Source organism: Delftia sp. NA_296.1, assembly GCF_052692095.1.
Genome location: NZ_JBQZGF010000007.1, coordinates 20,025 through 39,454 on the forward strand (window position 1 = coordinate 20,025; position 19,430 = coordinate 39,454).

Here is a 19,430-nt window from a genome sequence, read left to right on the forward strand (position 1 = left end):
TTCAGCTTCTTGTTCGGTGGAAGAAACGGTTCAGGCCCCGGGCGGGCGCGGCCTGATCGCCCGCATGGGCCTGGTGGTGGGTGGTGATCAGCAAGGTGGCGAGCTTGTCCACGGCCTGCACATAGGGCTCGCGCTGCAGCCGGCTGGGCAGCAGCTGGCCCTGGTTGACGGCCTGGACCAGTTCGCGCCGGCGCTCGGGAATGGTGGCCAGCAGCGGCAGCTGCAGTTGCCGGGCGATCTGCGGGGCCTCCAGCTCCAGCTGGCTGTCGTGCCGGCTGACGATGAGCTGCACGCGCTCGCGATCGACCTTTTGCTCGTCGAGCTGGCGCAGCAGCTCGGTGGTGGAGACCACGCTGGCCACGCTCTGGTCGCAGACCACCCAGATCTGGCTGGCGCGCAGCGCCACGCGCATGGCCAGCTGCGTGGGCACGACGGCCCCCAGGTCGGCCACGATGTGGCGGAAGTACTGGCGCAGGCGCAGCAGCAGCGCGTCGGCATCGGCATAGGAGACGTCGCGCAGTCGGGCGGGCTGGCGCGGCAGCGTGAGCAGGCGCAGGCCGCTTTCATGGCGGGCCAGCCCCGTCGATGCCAGGCGCCGGTCGAAGCGGCGCAGGTTGTTGACGGCCTCGATGAAGTCGAAGTCGCCCAGCGTGCCCAGGTACAGCCCGCAGTCGCCGCTGGGAAAGCCCAGGTCGATGAGCAGGCCGTCCAGCGTCTCGTTGCTGATCTCGCGGGGCGTGGCGTCCTTGCCCGGCACGGCCGTCGTGCCATGCAGGCGCTTTTGCAGGTACCAGGCCAGGTGCGATGCCATGAGGCTGCTGCCCAGGCCGGCGCGGGCCGACATGATGGCGGTCAGCGGCGCGTTGGGCATGCCCGAGGCCGACGGGGGCACGCGCTTGATCAGATCGATCACCGTCTGGTGCGCGGCCTGCACGGGGCCGTCCACGTCGAGGAAGTCCTGCACCCCGGCGCGCAGCGCGGCCAGCATGCACTGCGGGTACTTGGTGCGGCCCACGGCCAGGCAGGGCAGGTGAGGGTGGGAGATGTGCAGCTGGGAGGCCAGGTGGGCCGCCTCGTCGGTGGACAGCGGGTCGAAATGCACGAGCACGGCATGCGGCATGTAGCGCTGCACCTGCTCGGTGACGTTGTCCTGGAACCGCGCCACATGCAGCCGCGCGCCGTCCAGCATGTGCTGCAGCCAGGCCTGGGCCAGCGAGCTTTCGGGGGTGCCTGCGTGGATGAAGAGCAGCTCCACCTGCAGGTCGTTGTCGAGCGGCTGCGGCGTCGGGCGGGGCGCGGCGGGCGCGGTCATCCTGTCCAGTGGTGACTTGTCCTGCGCAAGCGCATCGGTGCCGGGCTGCGGCTTGCCGGCCAGCGAGGCCGAGGAACGCAGCCCCAGAAGGGTCTCCAGCGAGGTGGGTGAGCCGATGGCCGGCGAGCCTGTGGCGTCCACAGGCGAATCGGTTGCGGTGGGCTTGCTTGTCATGTCGTCAGTACGAGAAGCCGGGTACGGCGGTCTGGGTGCTCATTCCGCCGGCGAGGTAGGGCAGCCAGACCTTGCCGGCGTTGCGCTGCTCGGATTGCGCACCGGGCAGCAGGGCTTCGAGATTGGTGCTGGCGGGAAGCGGGTGGACCAGGCGCGGGGTGACGATGATCACCAGCTCGGACTCTTCCTGCGTGTAGTTGAGGTTCTTGAAGAAGGTGCCCAGGATGGGCAGATCGCCCAGCACCGGCACCTTGCTGACGTTGGAGGTGGTGGCACGGCTGACCAGCCCGCCGATGACGAAGCTCTCGCCATCGGCCAGCTCCACCGAGGTGTCGGCGCGGCGCGTGCGGATGGCGGGCACGGTGACGCCGCTGATGGTCACGCCGCTGTTGAAGTCCAGGTCGCTGGCCTCGGGCGAGACCTTCAGGGCGATGCGATCGTCAGACAGGATGGTGGGCGTCAGCTGCAGCTTGATGCCGAATTCCTTGTACTGGATGGCGATGTTTCCGTCGCGCGCGGGCACCGGGATCGGCAGCTCGCCGCCGGCCAGGAAGCTGGCGTTCTGGCCGGTCTGTGCCAGCAGGGTAGGCCGGGCCAGCACGCGCGCCATGCCATTGCCTTCGAGGATGCTCAGCTGCGTGACGATGCCGGCGCCGCTGAAGGCCTTGCCGAAGGTCATCACCAGGCTCATGGCGCTGGCAATGGCCGACGAGGTGTTGTTGGACACGCCGCCCGAGCCCGTGCCTCCCGTGCCGCCCGAGCCGGTATTGCCCGTTCCCGTTCCTGTCCCCGTGCCGTTGGTATTGGTGCTGATGCTGCCCACCACGCCGGGGCTGAAGCTGCCGAAGCTGAAGCCCTGGTTGTTGCGCCCGCCGCTGTAGATGTTGACGCCGATGCGCTTCATCGCGGATTTCTTGAACTCCACCACCTGCACGTCCACCTGGACGGTGTTGCTCTTGACGTCGATCTGCGAGTTGTCCACCAGCAGCGTCTGGGCGGGCGCGTACTGGCGCAGTTCGGCCACGGCCTGGGCATGTTCTGGAACCGAGGTCAGGCGCTTTTCCAGCAGCAGGTGCTGGCCGCGGACCTGGACCTCCCAGCGCTGGGGTGCGCCACCTTTCTGGGGCCACACCACCAACGTGGTGCTGCCCTGGGCCTTGGGCGTGAGCAGCAGCTCGGTTCCGCCGGAGCCGGAGCCGGAGCCGGAGCCGGCACTGGCGCTGGAGCCCGGCGTGGCGCGCAGCAGTTTCACGTCCAGCACATTGGGGTCGCCCACGGCGATGCGGCCCGGAATACTGGCCAGCGGCATCAGGTGCTGGCGTCCGGCCACCAGCTGCAGGGAGTCGCCAAAGGGCATGTCCCCGGCACCGGGGTTGTGCATGCCTTGGACGGCAGCGGTGTCCGCAGGTGCCGACACCGCTGGCGGCAATGCCAGCAAGGCCATGCTGCCGCACAGTGTCCAGACCGCGCGCTGCAGCGGGGTTGCTCCGGCCGTCGAGATGTTCTTGCACTTCATGGCATCTCCCTCTTGTTGTGTGTTTTCAGTAGTTCACCATCTGCACCGCGGCTCCGTTGTGCAGCTCCACGGTGCGTTCGCGCGGGGCCCGCTGCGGCGGCGGCCGCACGGCGGGTGCGAAGGCCGTCATGGGCTGGGCGGCAGGCTTGCGGATGTTCCTGGCGTCGGCGCCGGTGGCCAGGTCCTGCATGCGAAGGCCGGCGAAGGCGCGGTCTGCACCCTCCAGTGCCTGGTCTTTCCGGAGGCGGCCCGCCACCGGCTGCAGTGCGCTGGGCAGGGCGGCGAAGAGCTTGGGATCGGGCACGGACAGGTCGTCCGGGTTGCGCAGCGCCAGGGTGAGCTGGCCGAATTTCTCGGCCAGGGTGAGGCGCTCCACATCGTCCAGCGGCACGGCCAGCACGGCCGATTGCACGTTCTCAGGGCGCTGGCCGGTCTGATCCGCAGCGCTGGCGCGGCGCAGCGACGAGCCTGCCGATTCCTTGTCCTGCTGCGCCTGGCGCTGGACGGCCGGCATGGGTGGGCGTTCCACGCTGCCGGAGCCGTAGGCCAGCACGCGGCTGCGCGCCAGCAGCAGCCGGGTCTGCGCGTCCACGGGGGCCTGGTCGGACTTGCCGTCCAGCGTGAAGTAGACATCCACGAAGTCGCCGGGGCGCACATGGTGGCCCGCGGCCATCTGCTCCCGGATGGCGATCGCCAGGGCGCGCTGTCCCGGCTCCAGCTGCAGCGCCAGACCGCTGAGCAGTTGCTGCTCGAACAGCGGAGTGCCCGGGGTGAGCGCCATCAGCGTGGTGCGGCCCAGCACGTCGTCGGTTGCGGCAAAGCTGCCGGGTACGGGGGCGGGCAGCTGGGCCAGCTTCACATCCTCGCTGCCGATGCGCTGGCCTGCGGCAATGGCCTGGGCCACGACCACGACGGCATGCTGCGGCACGGGCTCTGGGGCCGGCTGCGCCGAGGCGGTCGGTGAGGGCTGGGCCACGGGGCGTGCGGGCTGGCTGCCCAGCAGCCAGGCAAGGCCTGCGAGCACGATGGCCAGCCCAACCAGCAGTCCGGCAAGAATCTTGGTGAGGTTCATGGCTGGGGCTCCTGGTGCAAGTGGGTGGCGACGGTGTTCAGGCATGGGGGCTGCCCTGGCGCTTTCCTGCCATGGCGCAGAGGGTCCGCCAGGGCAGGAAAGCGTCCGGATAGCGCACGGCGGCGGCTTGCGGCGGGGCCGGGCCGTGTGGTGCGTGGCGAGGGGAAAGCGATCTGCATGGGCATCTCCCGTTCAGGCAAGCGGCTGGCTGTGGCGCCAGGCCAGGGCAATGGCCGCAATGGCCATGTAGCCGGCATAGGGAATGGAGCGCTGGGGCTGGCGCGGTCCATCGGTGGCGCCTGCGGGCTGAGACGCAGCGCCCAGGGGTGCCAGGCGGGCCGCCCAGGCCAGGGGCAGCCGGGCCTGCAGCCACAGGCCGGTGGGGCTGTGGCTCAGGTGGCGCAATGACAGCACCAGAAGGCCGTGCAGGCCGGCCAGCAGGCTGCCGCCAGTCCAGATCAGCAGCAGGTCGAAGCTCAGCCCGAACCACAGCCCTGCGACCGCGCCGAACTTGACGTCGCCCGCTCCCATCCAGCGCAGTGCATAGAAAGGAAGCAGCACGACAAACCCCGCCAGCAGTCCGGCCAGCGCGTTCCAGGCCGAGACCTGGAACGGCTGCGCCCCACTGGCCAGTGCCGCCGCGCCTGTGGCCAGGCCGAGCAGCACCATCCAGTTGCGCACGCGCCGGATGCGCAGATCCATGACCGCAATCGTTGCGAGCCATGTGATGCAGACGCACAGCCATAGCGAGGCCCACTCCATCTTCAGGGGGCAAGTCCGTTGAGCTTGGTGGCAAGCCGGCTGAACAATCCGTTCAGATCGGTACCCAGCGCGGTGGCGCCCACGACGATGCCCACGGCAATCAGGCCGGCGATCAGCCCGTATTCGATGGCGGTGGCGCCTTCCTCGTCTTTCCAGAAGTTCTTGATCATTTCGGTCATGGCATGGTCCTTTCGGTTTGCAAAATGCCTTGGCGCCGGGGGCGGAGGCAAGCCCCGCCCGAGCCCGGCCAGATCGCGCCGGAGCCGGCGCTCAGGGAACGAAGCCGGTGAGCTTGGTGGCGATCCGGGTGAACAGCCCATTCAGATTGGTGCCGAGCGCGGTGGCGCCCACCACGATCCCCACGGCGATGAGGCCGGCGATCAAGCCGTACTCGATGGCGGTGGCGCCTTCTTCGTCTTTCCAGAAGTTCTTGATGATGTCGGTCATGGCATCGTCCTTTCGGTTGCAAAAGCCCATCGTTGTCGATGGCGGCGGCTGGCGATGGGCAGAAGCCGGCCGCTGCACGGGAAACCTCACTTGCCGCTTCTCACTTCACCACTGCTGTCGCGAGGCGGTGGTTGGAAAAGCGTCTGAAACGGGGCGCAACTGCTGCTCAAGGCGCAGCTGTATTCGTTGGGGCATGGCGCTGGCGGACAGGGTGGCCACGGCAGCGTCCTGGGGTTCGGGGCGGCTGCGCGAGGGCGCAGGGCCGGGTTTGATGTCGGGGGCATTCCCGGGCGCAGGGCCGGGTGCGTTCCCGGGCTCGTCCATGGGGGCAGTGCCTGGCGCACCACCACCTGCCGGAATCGGTTTTTGCGGGGTGAACAGCGCGTTCAGCCAATGGTCGGGCGGGTCCTGGGGCAGGAGGCGGCCGGTGGTGCGTGCCAGCCGCAGTTCGTTGATGCGCTGGTCGTAGATGGCGTCGGCCTCGTCCAGCAGCAGGCGCTGCATGTCCAGCTGGGCGTCCAGCACCTGGGCCAGGCTGCCGCGCCCGACTTCGAGCAGGCGGCGGCGCCCCTCGAAGGCGGCGCGCGCCTCGCGCACGGCGTCGGCCAGCTGGCTTTCGCGCTGGCGGCCGGACTGGGTGCGTCCCCAGGCGGCGGAGGCGGTTTCGCGCACCTGGCGGCGCACGGTTTCCTGCTGCGCTTCCTGGGCCTGCAGTTCGTTGATGGCCTTGAGGATGCGGTCGCGCAGCTCGAAGCCGTTGCCGAAGTTCCAGCTCAGCTCCACGCCGTAGCGCGTGCCCTCGGCATAGAGCACGCCGCTGGGGTCGCGCGTGTGGGCCACCACGGCGGCCAGCGTGGGAAAGCGCTGGGACTTGCTGCGGTCCACTTCGGCGCGGGCCTTCTCGATCTGCTGCTCCATCTCCTGCAGCTCGGGGCTGACGGTTTCGGAGGCCTGCAGTGCCGAGTCCTCGTTGGCCGGCATCCATTGCACGGGCACGTTGAGCTGGGGCAGCCAGCCGGGCTGGGGCGTGAAGCCGAAGTAGCGCGTGAAGCGGGCCTGCGCATCCATGCGCTGCGACTCCAGCGCATGCTGCTGGGCCAGGGCGCCGGCCTGGCGCGAGGCGGCCTGGCGCAGGTCGTTGCGGCCCACGGCGCCCAGTTCGGCGCGGCGCTCCTCGATGCGCGCGAGCTGGCCGATGATGCGCGCCGACTCGGCCGCCACGCGCGCCTTGTCCTCGAAGCGGTGCAGCTCCAGCAGGGCGGTCAGCGCCTCCAGCAGCACGTTCTGGCGCGTGCCGTAGAGCACGCTGCCCTGGGCCGCCTCCTGCGATTCGGCCGAGCGGATGCCCGCGCCGATGGCGCCGCCGTCCAGCAGGGCCATGCGCACTTCGGCGTTGACGGCGGTGTAGGACTCGCGGCCCCGGCGCAGCTTGGCATCGCCCGTGTTGGTACCCACCTTGAAGGTGGGCCAGCGCGCGCCGCGCGCGGTGTTCACGTCATGCCCGGCCGATTCCAGCGCGGCGCGCGCCTTGCGCACGTCGGGGTATTCGTCGATCAGGGCGTAGAGCGCATCGAGCAGGCGGCGCTGCCCGCCGTCGCTGGCCAGGGTGCCGGGCGTGAGGTGCTGGGCCAGGCGCAGGACCACGGGGTCCGGTGCGGCTGCAGCCGTGTTTGCGGATGTGGATGCGGGTGCGGCTGCGGCAACCATGCCGATGTCCGTATCAAGGTCCCTGTCCGCCGCAGCCACGGGCGCGGCAGCGGCCTGCATCGCCTGCAGTGCGGACAGGCAGCAGGCAGCGGCCAGCAGCTGGCGCAGCCGGGTGTGGCAGCGGGCGTGCCAGCCCATGGAAGGGGAGGTCGGGCGGCCTGGCATCAGGGCTCCCGGAAGGCTTCGCTCTGGATGCGCAGCACGGGCCGCAGCAAATACCAGATAAAGGGTTCGTGGCCCAGCAGCAGGTCGAGTTCGGCCTGCATGCCGGTGGTGATGCGGTTGTCGGTGCGGCCCACCCAGGGCTGCTCCAGGCTGGCCTGGATGCGGAAGTACGAGGGCGAGTCGGCCAGGTTGGGATCGCGGTCGGCATCGGCCGCCACCAGGGTGACCTGGCCGGGCACCGAGCCGTAGCGCAGGAAGTCGTAGGCCGAGATCTTCACCCGGGTGGCCTGCCCGGGGCGCACATAGCCACGGTCGGCGGGGCTCAGGCGCGCCTCGACGATGACTTCGTCCTTGTCCGGAACGATTTCGAGGATGGGCTCGCCGGGCTTGACCACCCAACCGGCGCCCGAGCTGCGCAGGCCCTTGACGAAGCCGCTGGTGGGCGCCAGCACGGCCGTGCGCGTGCGCTGGGTGCGGGCGCGGACCAGGTCTTCGTTGAGGCTGGCCAGCTCGCGTTCGGTCTGGGCCAGCTCGTCGGAGGCGCGGCGGCGGAAGGCGCCCTGGGTCTCCTGCAGCTTGGCCTGGGCCTGCTCGATCTTGGCGCGGTTGCTGAAAAGCGTCTGGCGCGAGGCAGCCAGCTCGGCCCGCACCTGCTCCAGCGCCCGCTGCTTGTCCAGCACTTCAAGCTGGCCTATCAGCTGCTCGGAGGCGAGCTGGCCGGCAATGGAGGCCTCCTGCTGGTGCAGGCGCAGATTGGTCTCCAGCCCCTCGATGCGCGCCTGCACCTGGGCCACGTCGCCGCGCGCCTGCTGCAGCTGGGCCTGGGCTGCGGCAAGGCTGCCCTGGTGCTCCAGCGCGCGTGCCGAGAAGGCGCCCAGTTCGGCCTGGACCACCTGCGCGTCCAGGTCGGCGGGGAAGGCGGTGCGCTGCAGCGGCCGGCCCTGGCTTTCCGCGCCCAGACGCGCCTTGACGGCCTGGGCCGTGGCCATGCGGGCGGTGAGCTGTTCGAGGTTGAGGCTGTTGCTGCCCAGGTCGATTTCCAGCAGCGGCTGGCCCTGGGTCACGGCCTGGCCTTCGCGCACATGGACGGCGGTGACGATGCCGCCTTCCAGATGCTGCACGGTCTGCACGCGGTCGGAAGGGATGACCTGGCCGCTGGCGACCACCACGTTCTCCACCGGGTAGAACAGGCCGGTGACCACCAGGGCGGCGACGGGGATGACGAGCAGCCACTTGCCCCGCGCCAGGGCGGTCCGGCCAGGGCTGGGGGGCGTTGCGCCGGACGCGTCCGCAGGCGGCTGGCCGTGCACGGCTGCCTGCGCTTCGCTCGACTGGCGCAGCACCAGGGGGAGGTCGTCGTAGCGCCCGGCCCTCATGAGGCAAGCTCCTGCGCCACGGCGGGGTGATCGGCATGCGGGGCCGGGTCGGCCGGCGTTGCGGGGGCTGCGGACGCTGCGGATGCTGCGGATGCTGCGGATGCTGCGGGTGCTGTGGGTGCTGTGGGAGCTGCGGAAGCCGCAGGCTCGCGCGCCGTGCCGAACAGCTGGGGCAGCAGCAGCTGGGGCGAGCCATGCTCGATGCCGCCGTCGCCGCGCACATGGTAGAGATGCTGCGCCATGGAGGCCACGCGCAGCGAGTGCGTGACGACGATGACCGTGTGCTTGAGCGCAATCTGCCGCAGCGTCTGCAGCAGCGCGGTTTCGCTCTCGAAGTCCAGGTCGTTGCTGGGCTCGTCCAGGATCAGCACCGAGGGGTTGCGCAGGAACAGCTGGGCCAGGGCCAGCTTGCGCAGCTCGCCGGCCGACAGGCCCGCACCGCCTTCGCCCAGCACGGTCTGGTAGCCCTGGGGCAGGCGGCTGATGAAGCCGTGCGCGCCCGAGATCTGGCAGGCGGTGACGATCTTGTGGTCGTCGGCATCGGGGTTGACCATGCGCAGCCCGTCCACGATGGGGCCGCTGAACCAGTACACCTGCTGCGCCAGGCAGCCTATCCAGCGGCCCAGTTCGGCGCGCGGGAACTGGGCCATGTCGTATTCATCGATGAAGATGCGCCCCTGCGTGGGCTGGTAGAGGCCGGCCAGCAGCTTGGCCAGGGTGGACTTGCCGGCGCCGTTGCGCCCCACGATGGCGTGCAGCCCGCCGGGGCCGATCTCCAGCGATGCCTGCTCCAGCGCCACATGGCCGCCCGGGTAGTGGAAGCTTGCCTGGTCCAGGCGCAGCCGGCCCTGGGGCCGGGGCAGGTCCACGGTGTCGGTCATGGCCTCGACGGGTTCCTCCAGCACGGCCTGCAGGCGGCGTGCGGCCTCGTTGGCATGGGCCAGCGAGCGCCAGTTGCTGGCCAGTTGCGAGATGGGGCCCAGCGCCTTGCCCGACAGCAGGTTCACGGCCATCAGGCTGCCGATGCTCATCCACTGCGCATTGATGGCAATGGCGCCCACGGTGATCACGGCAATGGAGAACAGCGTCAGCAGCACGGTGCTGGCCTCGCGTGCGTTCTCCATCTCGCCGTTCTTGCCAAAGCTCTCGGCCAGCCAGCGGTCATAGCCGCTTTGCCAGTTCTGGCGTGCGGCGGCGTCGTAGCCCAGCACCTTGAGCGTGGCGCGGGCATTGCAGATCTCGGCCGTGCCCCGGTCCAGCATGCGGGCCTGGGCGATTTCCTCCACGCGGCCGCTGCGCACCTCGTCGGCCCACCACCAGGCCAGCACGCCCATGATGAGCATGGCCACCAGAATCACCGGCAGCACGGGCCAGGCAATGATGCCGATGACGACCAGGGCCAGCAGGGCCATGGGCAGGTCCAGCAGCGAGGTCGCCAGGCCCCCGGACATGCCCGAGCGCATGGCGCTCACGTCGCGGAACAGCTGCAGCCACTGGCTGGAGGAGCGCTGCTCCAGCGCGGCCAGCGGGTGGCGCAGCATGGAGTGCATCAGCGCCTGGGACACGTCGCGGTCGATCATGGCGCCGGCTTCGCGCAGGGCGCGGGCGCGCCTGCGCCGCAGCCACCATTCCACGCCCAGGAAGAACAGCACGCCCGCCACCATGGCCGTGAGGGTGGCGGTGCCTCCACGCGCAATGACGCGGTTGTAGACCTGCAGCAGGAAGATGGACGGCAGCAGGCCCAGCAGACTGATGGGCAGCGACAGCCAGCCAGCCCGGCGCAGCTGGTGCGCAGCCCGGTCGAAGGACTCGGCGATGGCAGATGCAAAAGCCCCCACCGTCTCCGTTCCCGACGGCATCGCCGTGGCCTTGGCCAACTGACGGGGAAGAAGGTATCGGATCATGTTCTGATGGGCTTAGTAAGCATCTTTACAAAATGTAAAGGTACTCGTTTCACAAACACTGTAGCGAGTTATATACAGCCCTCTATAAGTTTTATTCAATCAAGAATGCATGTTCATTTGTTTTTGATGTGGATCAAAGCAGGGAGCCTGAATAGACGCTATTAAATGGCCCCCGTGCCCACTGAAACTATCCCGTATGGCATCGGCCGCCAGGGCAAGATTGGTCGTGGCGCGGCCGGCCAACAAAACCGTATCGCCTTTATGGGTTGTTCTCAGCAGCGAGCAAATCAGCTGATTCAGATCGTCATACCAATTGACGTGCAAAAGATCGCCCAAGGCTGCCGCCAGCGGCCTGAGCGGCTCCCCGTACAGCAGCACGCGCCGGGCCTGGGCATCCCGCACCAGCGGCTCCAGGGCCAGCTGCGCAGCGTCGATGCTGGCCTGGCCGGGCTGTATGCCCGCCAGCACGATCAGCCTTCTGCTCACATGGGGAGCGACCGACTGCAGCTGGGAAAATGCAGCCGTCATGGACAGTAAGTGGTTGCTCAGGCTGTGGTCCAGCAGGCAGATTCCACTGGGCAGGAGCTGCGGCTGCCCGGCTCCGATCATGGGCTGCCAATGGGCCAGTGAGGCCTGCACCTGTGCGGGCGCATAGCCCAATGCATGCAGGGCCGCCAGGGCCGCCTGCGCATTGAGTGCCATGTGGTGGCCGTCGGATTGCAGGGAAATGCCCAGGCGCAGGCTGCCCATGCCTATTTGCAGATTTCCATTGTGAAACCCCATTTCACGGACCTGTGCATTGCAATGGGGGCCAAACGTGATCAGGCGCAGTCCCATGCGTTTGGCATGCTCAATAACACTGGGGTTTTCACCTATGTCCTGATCGGTGACCAGCGCACTGCCTTTGTGCATGAGCTGCATGGCTTCAAGCACTTCCTGCAATGCTTCGTATTTTCTTTCACCGGACAGACCGGCCTGTCCGGAGGGCTCGGACTCCCCTGAATGGGGGGTGTTATTTATTGAAAGATTAGTAATAACCAGAATATCTGGGTCAATCAGCGGCAGGTCGCCGCGCAGTGCCTGCAATGGCAGCTCCAGCAGGGCGCAGGGCGAGGCCTCGCTCCAATTGATCATCTGCAGCGCCGTGCCCTGGGACAGCAGGGCATCGCCACGCGCGTCTCCCCCGTCCTGCAGGCACTGGCGCATCATGCCCAGGGTGGAGGTCTTGCCCACGCAGCCGCTGACGGCGACCACGGGCGACTGGATGCGGCGGCGGGCCGCCTGCGCCAGATTGCGCAGGCCCTCTTCCATATCAGGCACATGCAGCACCGGCACGCCGTGGTCCAGCAGGCCCTGCGGGCTGCTGCTGATCAGCGCCGAGGCGCGCAGCGTGGGCAGGGCCGCAGCCTGCACGCCCAGCGCCATGCCTGCACGCCGCACCAGCACGGCGGCGCCGGGCTGGTGGTGCAGGCGGCTGGCGTCCAATCCCGCGCAGCCGGTGCCGCTATCTGTGCGGCTATCGTTGCTGGGATCTGAGCCGGGATCTGTCGTTGCATCCACCCAGCGCCCGTTCATCAGTTCGGCCAGGGAAGCTCTGTCCCAGGACATGGACGGGTACATGGAGCCCGCTGTGGGCGGGAAAGCCGGCTGGCCCGCAGTCTCATCGGCCCGCGACGCGAGGGAGAGTGATTGCGAGGGCGAGGAAGCTTTGGCAGGGCCGTCGCCCGCGCTCAAGCCATGGCCTGCCTGCGCAGGCAGCGCGTCTTCCCCGGATTCGGCCGCGGCATGGCTGGTGGCCGCGCGCAGTGCCTGGGTCAGAGCGTCCAGCAGTTCCAGGCCTGCCAGGCTGGATGCCAGCAGCCAGGCGATTTCGCGCGGGGACTGCAGGACCTGGCGCAGGCTGCCATCGGCAAAGGCTGCATGGCGGCGCCGGGCGGGCGGCAGGTACAGCGCCTGTTCAGGCCAGATGGCGCGCTGGGCCATGCCTTGCAGATGGCGCTGCAGGCTGATCTGCCATTGGCGCAGCAGGTCGGTGGGCTGCGGCTCCAGGCCTGCGTCGAGCTGCAGGCTCTCGACCAGGGCAATGCCTATCCAGCGTGCACAGGGGGCGCCTGCCTTGTCGACACATTCGCCATCGTCGCCATCGTCGCCATTGCCGTCATTGCCGCCCTCCATGCCCAGCAGCTGCGGCAGCGCTGCCTGCAGGAAGGCGGCAGGCAGGGCCGCCGTGTCGGGCAGTGCGCTGCGCGCCGCGCGCAGCGTGGGGCTGTCGCTGGTGGGGGGGCGCGAGCTTGCATAGACATGCATGGCCAGCTCGGCCCAGGTCAGCATGGGCTGGCCGGAGCGGGGTGTGCCGGCTTCAGCGGCATTGGCGGCAGCGGCGGCAGCCTTGGTGGTGCTGGCCGAAGCGGCAGCCATGGACAGCAGGCTTTCCGCCAGCGGGTCCATCAGCGCCGGAATGCGGGCGCGGGCCTGGCTGTCGGCTCCCGGCCCCAGGACAAAGCTGTTGCGCAGGTGGCGGGCCAGCACCAGCATGGCCAGCGCGCTGGGCAGGCAGTCGCCGGGCAATGGCTGCAGCCGTTGCTCCACATGGTCCACGGCCAGCGCAATGGCCTGCGCCAGCGCGGCGCTGCCCGCATGGCGCTGGGCCTGCAGCAGGGCGTAGGTCACGCCCAGGTGGTCGCAGACATCCCCGCAACCAGGCCAGCTTCCGTCCTTGCCCTGCTGCGCCAGAAGTTGCTGCAGCGCAGCGTGCACGGGCACGAGGTGGGGCCAAAGGCGCTGCTCCGGCGGATCGGTGCGCGGCACGGCCATGGCGGGCTGCTCCCCGCTGATATAGATGCCGCGCAGGTGCAGCAGCAGGCAGGGCGGGTGCAGGGGCCGTTGGGCGCTGCCTGTTTCACTGCCCAGCGGGTGCGGATCTGGCAGCAGGGGCTGCAGCAGCTGCGCACGCTCCAGACCGGCATCTGCCAGGGCCAGGGAGCGCATGGGCGCCTGGGTCCAGGCGCTGCAGTCCGGCAGCGGACTGTCCGCCTTCAGCGGCGTGATGTCCTGCGCCCAGTCGATGCGCAGATCGACCTCGTCACGCTTGCGGGCCCAGGCCCATTGGCGCACGCGTGTCGCACCCTCGCGCCAGGCAGCCTCCAGCGTGGTGGCGCGCACGTGGAAGACGGAGGCAACCTTGTTCTCGGCCGACACCGTGAAGAAAAGAATGCAGCCGGGGTAGGGTTCGGGCAGCAGCACCATGTGCCGTGCGAGGTACTCCAGGCCATTTGCCAATTGCTGCGACAACATGCTCTCGGCCTCGGTCAGGGTCATTGGGAGGCTGCTCTTCCCGTGGGGACGGGACGCCGGGCTGCGGTACACCGACCGCGTGCGGATCTGTTCCTTCATGGCGGCCCGGCGGCAGGCGGATGCGGAGCGCGGCGGCTCAGCGGTAGTCGAATTCCACGCGCCGGTTGCGCTGGTGGGCTTCTTCGCTCGTGCCTTCGTCGGCCAGCCGCTCCTTGCCGTAGCTGACGGACTCCACGCGGGCCGGGTTCACTCCCAGCAGCTGCAGGCTGTTGCGCACCGCGTCGGCACGCTTTTGGCCGAGCGCCAGGTTGTATTCGATGCCGCCGCGCCTGTCCGTATGGCCGCGCAGCATCACCGAGCGGCCGGGATTGCTGCGCAGCCACTGCGCATGGCTTTCCACGATGGCCCGGTCGCTGTTGCGGATGGTGTATGCGTCGAAGTCGAAGTAGACGATGTGGGCGACGTTGGCGGGCCCGCGCTGGTCGGCCTGCGTGGTGGCCACCACGGGCGCGACGCCGGAGCTTGCCGGCGCCGGGGCCGGGGCCTTGCCGAAGGCGTAGTGGTGCTCGGAACGCTGCGTGCTGGTGGTGGCGGTGGATCCGCAGGCGGCCAGCCCTGCGGCCAGCAGCACGATGGTGCACAGCCTGAAAGTGTGTGACATGGAGGATCTCCTGGGACGTGCGCCGCCACCGTGGGGCGGCGGCGCAGGGGATGGATGCGGCGCCCGCAGGCGCCGCGGCCGCTCAGAGCAGGGTGTTGTGGTGCAGTTGCTGCGTCAGCACGCTGGCTGCTGCATCGGCCGTGCTGCTGGCATGGCTGCTGATGGAGGTGGCAATCGGATCCAGCTCGGCGACCGAGGCCGCTGCCGCGTGCGATGTGCCACCCAGCAGGCCACCGAGCAGCCCGCCGCCGGACGATCCCCCCAGCAGCCCGCCCAGCAGGCCGCCGCCGCTGCTGCCGCCACCCAGCAGGCCGCTGACGATGCCGTTGTTGCCGGCCACGGTGTTGACCACGCCGCTGACGATTCCGTTGTCGCCGGCCACGGTGTTGACCACGCCGCTGACGATTCCGTTGTCGCCAGCCACGGTGTTCACCAGCCCACTGACGACACCGTTGTCGCCGGCCACGGTGTTCACCAGCCCGCTGACGACACCGTTGTCACCCGCCGCGGTGTTGACCACGCCGCTGACGATGCCGCTGCCACCGGCCACGGTGTCGAGCACGCCGCTGACGATGCCGTTGTTGCCTGCCACCGTGTCCAGCACGCCGCTGACGACGCCGTTGTCACCGGCCACGGTGTTGAGCACCCCGCCGACGACGCCGTTGTCGCCCGTCACGGTGTTCAGCAGGCCACCGACCAGGCCCGATCCGCCCGTGAGGCCACCCAGCAGGCCGCCGTCACCGCCCAGCAGTCCGCCAACGATGCCGTTGTCGCCCACCACCGTGTCGAGCAGCCCGCCGACCAGGCCGGAGCCACCCGTCAGACCGCCCGTCAGTCCGCCAGTGAGGCCGCCCAGCAGGCCGCCGTCGCCGTCCAGCAGTCCGCCAACGATGCCGTTGTCGCCGACCACCGTGTCGAGCAGGCCGCCGACCAGGCCGGAGCCGCCCGTCAGTCCGCCCGTGAGGCCACCCAGCAGGCCGCCGTCACCGCCGACCACGCCACCCAGCAGGCCATCGCCGCCCGTCAGGCCGGCCAGCACGCCGTTGACGGTGCCGATCACCGGCTGCAGTGCCTGGCCCGGGACCTGCGTCAGGCCGTTGGCCAGGTCCGTCACCACACCCAGCGGACCACCGTTGACCTGGGTCACGCCTTCCACCAGGCCCGTGACCACGGACAGGGCGCCGGTGCCGGGGTCGATCAGCGCATCCAGTACCTGGCCCACAGGCGCTCCGGCCGTGCCGCCGAGCAGGTCGCCAACGGTGTTTTGCACCGTGGTGACAAGGCCGTCGCCGCTGCCTGTGCCGCCGCCCGGAACCAGGCCGCCCAGCAGGCCGCCGACCAGGCCGTCTTCGCCAAGCACGCCACCCAGCAGGCCGCCGTCGCCGCCGAGCACGCCGCCCAGCAGGCCACCGTCGCCACCCAGCAGACCGCCGACCAGGCCGTCATCGCCAAGCACGCCACCCAGCAAGCCGCCATCGCCGCCAAGGACACCGCCCAGCAGGCCACCGTCGCCACCCAGCAGACCGCCGACCAGGCCGTCATCGCCAAGCACGCCACCCAGCAAGCCGCCGTCGCCGCCGACCACGCCGCCCAGCAGACCGCCGACCAGGCCATCATCGCCAAGCACGCCGCCCAGCAGGCCGCCGTCACCGCCCAGCAGACCGCCGACCAGGCCGTCATCGCCGAGCACGCCACCCAGCAAGCCGCCGTCGCCGCCGACCACACCACCCAGCAGGCCATCGCCGCCGGTCAGGCCGGCCAGCACGCCATTGACGGTGCCGATCACCGGCTGCAGTGCCTGGCCCGGGACCTGTGTGAGGCCGTTGGCCAGGTCGGTCACCACACCCAGCGGACCACCGTTGACCTGGGTCACGCCTTCCACCAGACCTGTGACCACGGACAGTGCGCCGGTGCCGGGGTCGATCAGCGCATCCAGTACCTGGCCTACAGGGGCGCCGGCCGTGCCGCCGAGCAGGTCGCCAACGGTGTCCTGCACCGTGGTGACAAGGCCGTCGCCGCTGCCTGTGCCGCCGCCCGGAACCAGGCCGCCCAGCAGGCCGCCGACCAGGCCGTCGTCGCCAAGCACGCCGCCCAGCAGGCCACCATCGCCGCCCAGCAGACCGCCAACCAAGCCGTCATCGCCAAGCACACCACCCAGCAGGCCTCCATCGCCGCCAAGGACACCGCCCAGCAGGCCACCATCGCCACCCAGCAGACCGCCGACCAGGCCGTCATCGCCAAGCACGCCGCCCAGCAAGCCACCGTCGCCGCCGATCACGCCGCCCAGCAGGCCGCCATCGCCACCCAGCAGACCGCTGACCAGCTCGCCAATGCCGCCTTCACCCAGGCCGCTGCCTAGGCCGGCAATCAGGCCGTTGAGGGTGCCGATCACCGGCTGCAGGGCCTGGCCGTCCACCTGGGTCAGGCCGTTGACCAGTTCGGTCAGCACGCCCAGGGGGCCGCCGTCCACGCTGGTCAGGCCTTCCAGCAGGCCGGTCACGACCGAGGCCGTGCCATCGGTGGGATTGGCCAGCGCGTCCAGCAGTTGGCCCACAGGGGCTGCGACGGTGCCGCCGAGCAGGCCGTCCACCACGTCCTGGACCGTGGTGACCAGGCCGTCGCCGCTGCCGCCGCCCGTGCCGCCGGGGATCAGGCCGCCCAGCAGGCCGTCCACCAGCTCGCCGATGCCGCCCTCGCCCAGGCCGTTGCCCAGGCCGGCAATCAGGCCGTTGAGGGTGCCGATCACGGGCTGCAGGGCCTGGCCGTCCACCTGGGTCAGGCCATTGACCAGTTCGGTCAGCACGCCCAGGGGGCCGCCGTCCACGCTGGTCAGGCCTTCCAGCAGGCCGGTGACGACCGAGGCCGTGCCATCGGTGGGATTGGCCAGCGCGTCCAGCAGCTGGCCCACAGGGGCTGCGACGGTGCCGCCGAGCAGGCCGTCCACCACATCCTGCACCGTGGTGACCAGGCCTTCGCCCGTGCCGCCACCCGTGCCGCCACCGGGCACCAGGCCGCCCAGCAGGCTGCCGACCAGTCCGCCCAGCCCATCTTCGCCCAGGCCGTTGCCCAGACCTGCAATCAGCTCGTTGAGCGTGCCGATCACCGGGGCCAGGCCTTCGCCGTCCACCTGGGTGAGGCCATTGACCAGCTCGGTCAGCACGCCCAGCGGGCCGCCTTCCACATTGGTCAGGTTCTCCAGCGCGCCGGTCACGGTGGACAGCAGTCCGTCCGTGGGATTGGTCAGCGCATCGAGCAACTGGCCCACGGGGGCCGCCACGGTGCCGCCCAGCAGGCCGTCCACGACGTCCTGCACGGAGGTGACCACGCCGCTGTCAGGCGTGCCGGGAGGATTGCCCGTTCCGCCGCCCACCAGGCCGCCCAGCAGTCCGCCCACGCCGGCCAGGAGGCCGCCCAGCGCACCGTCTTCGTCGAGCAGACCGCCGAGCACGTTGTCCACTACCGTGCCGATGGAGCCGCCGGAGCCCGCTTCGTCCAGGCCCTTGAGCAGCTCATTGAGCGTGCTGATCAGGGGCTCCAGGCCCTGATTCTGGATATTGACCAGGCCGTCCACCAGCTCGGTCAGCACGCCCAGCGGCCCGCCATTGGTGCTGGTCAGGCTCTCCAGCAGGCCTGTCACCCCGGACAGCGTGCCGTTGCCGGGATTGACCAGCGTATCGATCAGGTTGCCCACCGGGCCGGCGACCGTGCCGCCTGCCAGTGCACCCACCACGTCCTGCACCGAGGTGATCAGGCCATGGCCGTCCGTGGGATCCGTCGGATTGGTGGGGTCCGTGGGATTGGTCGGGTTGGTCGGGTTCGTCGGATCCGTGGGATTGGTGGGGTTGGTCGGGTTCGTAGGATCCGTGGGGTTGGTCGGATTGGTGGGGTTCGTGGGATTGGTCGGGTTCGTGGGATCCGTGGGGTTGGTCGGATTGGTCGGGTTCGTGGGATTGGTCGGGTTCGTGGGATCCGTGGGGTTGGTCGGATTGGTGGGGTTCGTAGGATTGGTCGGGTTCGTGGGATCCGTGGGGTTGGTCGGATTGGTCGGGTTCGTAGGGTTGGTCGGGTTCGTGGGATCCGTGGGGTTGGTCGGATTGGTGGGGTTCGTAGGGTTGGTTGGGTTCGTGGGATCCGTGGGATTGGTCGGATTCGTAGGATTGGTCGGATTTGTCGGGTTCGTGGGATTGGTCGGATTCGTGGGATCCGTGGGGTTGGTCGGATTGGTCGGGTTCGTTGGGTTTGTTGGATTGGTGGGGTTGGTCGGGTTCGTAGGATCCGTGGGATTGGTCGGATTCGTAGGATTGGTCGGATTTGTCGGGTTCGTGGGATTTGTCGGATTCGTGGGGTCCGTCGGATTGGTCGGATTGGTGGGGTTTGTCGGATTCGTGGGATCCGTCGGATTCGTCGGGTTGGTGGGGTCGGTCGGGCGCGGGGGCGCCGGATCGTCGTCGCTGCTGTTGGCTGCTGCGATCAGGCCCACGCCGCCCGCGCCGATCAGGCCGGCCAGCAGGAAGTCGCTGAGCACGGAGCCACCGGCTGCGGCCGCGGCGCTTTCCTTGGTGACGATCAGGCCCAGGGCGTCGCCGTCATTGGCGGGTGCCACCTGGACGTTGCCAGAGGCCAGGTCCAGCACCATGGCCCCTGCGCCGTCGCCGTCGCGCTGCGTCAGCGTGGCCTGCGTGCCGCCCTCGAAGGTGCCGACCAGGGTCTGGCCGTCCTTGCCCTGGAACAGCGCCTTGGCGCTGCCGTCGGCGGGCACGATGATCTTGTCGCCCACCTGCAGCGCGCTGCCGGGCTGGGCCATCAGGGTTTCTCCGTTGCGCACGATCTGCACGCCCGGGCTGACCTGGGACATCGTGGCGGGACCGGCGCCCCGGGGCATGAGCACCGCAGCCGCGCCGGGCTGCGTGTTCGATGTGCCCAGCTGTGCAAGCACAACGGTGGAGGGCTGCTGGTCAGCAAACTGCACGGGGCTGACGGTGGTGTTGCCAGTGGGCTGCATCGATTGGGCGGTCATTTGCTCTCTCCAGACAAGGGTTG

General features: G+C 69.5%; 12 protein-coding genes. All 12 read right to left on the minus strand.

Features of this window, described 5'->3' with window-relative positions:
* Position 1: 1 nt before the first annotated feature.
* Complete coding sequence (locus ACUTR7_RS17945) at positions 2-1,486, minus strand: AAA family ATPase (RefSeq protein ID WP_445609454.1); 1,485 nt, start codon at positions 1,484-1,486, stop codon at positions 2-4.
* A gap of 4 nt (positions 1,487-1,490) precedes the next feature.
* A complete protein-coding gene (locus ACUTR7_RS17950) occupies positions 1,491-3,002 on the minus strand; it encodes a type II and III secretion system protein family protein (RefSeq protein WP_445609455.1) in 1,512 nt (503 codons plus the stop codon).
* A 25-nt stretch (positions 3,003-3,027) separates the two neighbouring features.
* A complete protein-coding gene (gene cpaB / locus ACUTR7_RS17955) occupies positions 3,028-4,074 on the minus strand; it encodes a Flp pilus assembly protein CpaB (protein WP_198818705.1) in 1,047 nt (348 codons plus the stop codon).
* 192 nt (positions 4,075-4,266) lie between these two features.
* Positions 4,267-4,836 (minus strand): A24 family peptidase, encoded by a 570-nt coding sequence (locus ACUTR7_RS17960; protein WP_013803751.1) that lies wholly within the window; start codon positions 4,834-4,836, stop codon positions 4,267-4,269.
* 2 nt (positions 4,837-4,838) lie between these two features.
* The gene (locus ACUTR7_RS17965) at positions 4,839-5,015 is read right to left on the minus strand and encodes a Flp family type IVb pilin (protein ID WP_013803750.1); all 177 of its coding nucleotides are present in this window, start codon (positions 5,013-5,015) and stop codon (positions 4,839-4,841) included.
* A gap of 91 nt (positions 5,016-5,106) precedes the next feature.
* Positions 5,107-5,283: a Flp family type IVb pilin gene (locus ACUTR7_RS17970; protein ID WP_013803749.1), complete on the minus strand. Its 177-nt coding sequence runs from the start codon at positions 5,281-5,283 to the stop codon at positions 5,107-5,109.
* A 105-nt stretch (positions 5,284-5,388) separates the two neighbouring features.
* On the minus strand, positions 5,389-7,155 hold the full coding sequence (locus ACUTR7_RS17975) for a TolC family protein (RefSeq protein ID WP_445609456.1): 1,767 nt from the start codon (positions 7,153-7,155) through the stop codon (positions 5,389-5,391).
* Positions 7,155-8,531, minus strand: coding sequence for an HlyD family type I secretion periplasmic adaptor subunit (locus ACUTR7_RS17980; protein ID WP_099734423.1), 1,377 nt, complete (start codon positions 8,529-8,531; stop codon positions 7,155-7,157). Before ACUTR7_RS17980 ends, ACUTR7_RS17975 begins: the two co-directional genes overlap by 1 nt.
* On the minus strand, positions 8,528-10,435 hold the full coding sequence (locus ACUTR7_RS17985; protein WP_445609457.1) for a peptidase domain-containing ABC transporter: 1,908 nt from the start codon (positions 10,433-10,435) through the stop codon (positions 8,528-8,530). Before ACUTR7_RS17985 ends, ACUTR7_RS17980 begins: the two co-directional genes overlap by 4 nt.
* 99 nt (positions 10,436-10,534) lie before the next feature.
* Positions 10,535-13,753 (minus strand): Mur ligase, encoded by a 3,219-nt coding sequence (locus tag ACUTR7_RS17990; protein WP_445609458.1) that lies wholly within the window; start codon positions 13,751-13,753, stop codon positions 10,535-10,537.
* Between the two features lie 112 nt (positions 13,754-13,865).
* Positions 13,866-14,390, minus strand: a complete 525-nt coding sequence (locus ACUTR7_RS17995) for an OmpA family protein (RefSeq protein ID WP_012204004.1) — start codon at positions 14,388-14,390, stop codon at positions 13,866-13,868.
* A gap of 82 nt (positions 14,391-14,472) precedes the next feature.
* Entirely contained in the window at positions 14,473-19,407 is a 4,935-nt protein-coding gene (locus ACUTR7_RS18000; protein WP_445609459.1) for a hypothetical protein, read from the minus strand.
* Positions 19,408-19,430: the final 23 nt, after the last annotated feature.

What these genes read in the sequence shown, in the direction of transcription:
- ACUTR7_RS17945 (WP_445609454.1), bottom strand. Translation starts at nt 1,486, where the DNA reads ATGACAAGCAAGCCCACCGCAACCGATTCGCCTGTGGACGCCACAGGC.
- ACUTR7_RS17950 (WP_445609455.1), bottom strand. Translation starts at nt 3,002, where the DNA reads ATGAAGTGCAAGAACATCTCGACGGCCGGAGCAACCCCGCTGCAGCGC.
- cpaB (WP_198818705.1), bottom strand. Translation starts at nt 4,074, where the DNA reads ATGAACCTCACCAAGATTCTTGCCGGACTGCTGGTTGGGCTGGCCATC.
- ACUTR7_RS17960 (WP_013803751.1), bottom strand. Translation starts at nt 4,836, where the DNA reads ATGGAGTGGGCCTCGCTATGGCTGTGCGTCTGCATCACATGGCTCGCA.
- ACUTR7_RS17965 (WP_013803750.1), bottom strand. Translation starts at nt 5,015, where the DNA reads ATGACCGAAATGATCAAGAACTTCTGGAAAGACGAGGAAGGCGCCACC.
- ACUTR7_RS17970 (WP_013803749.1), bottom strand. Translation starts at nt 5,283, where the DNA reads ATGACCGACATCATCAAGAACTTCTGGAAAGACGAAGAAGGCGCCACC.
- ACUTR7_RS17975 (WP_445609456.1), bottom strand. Translation starts at nt 7,155, where the DNA reads ATGCCAGGCCGCCCGACCTCCCCTTCCATGGGCTGGCACGCCCGCTGC.
- ACUTR7_RS17980 (WP_099734423.1), bottom strand. Translation starts at nt 8,531, where the DNA reads ATGAGGGCCGGGCGCTACGACGACCTCCCCCTGGTGCTGCGCCAGTCG.
- ACUTR7_RS17985 (WP_445609457.1), bottom strand. Translation starts at nt 10,435, where the DNA reads ATGATCCGATACCTTCTTCCCCGTCAGTTGGCCAAGGCCACGGCGATG.
- ACUTR7_RS17990 (WP_445609458.1), bottom strand. Translation starts at nt 13,753, where the DNA reads ATGACCCTGACCGAGGCCGAGAGCATGTTGTCGCAGCAATTGGCAAAT.
- ACUTR7_RS17995 (WP_012204004.1), bottom strand. Translation starts at nt 14,390, where the DNA reads ATGTCACACACTTTCAGGCTGTGCACCATCGTGCTGCTGGCCGCAGGG.
- ACUTR7_RS18000 (WP_445609459.1), bottom strand. Translation starts at nt 19,407, where the DNA reads ATGACCGCCCAATCGATGCAGCCCACTGGCAACACCACCGTCAGCCCC.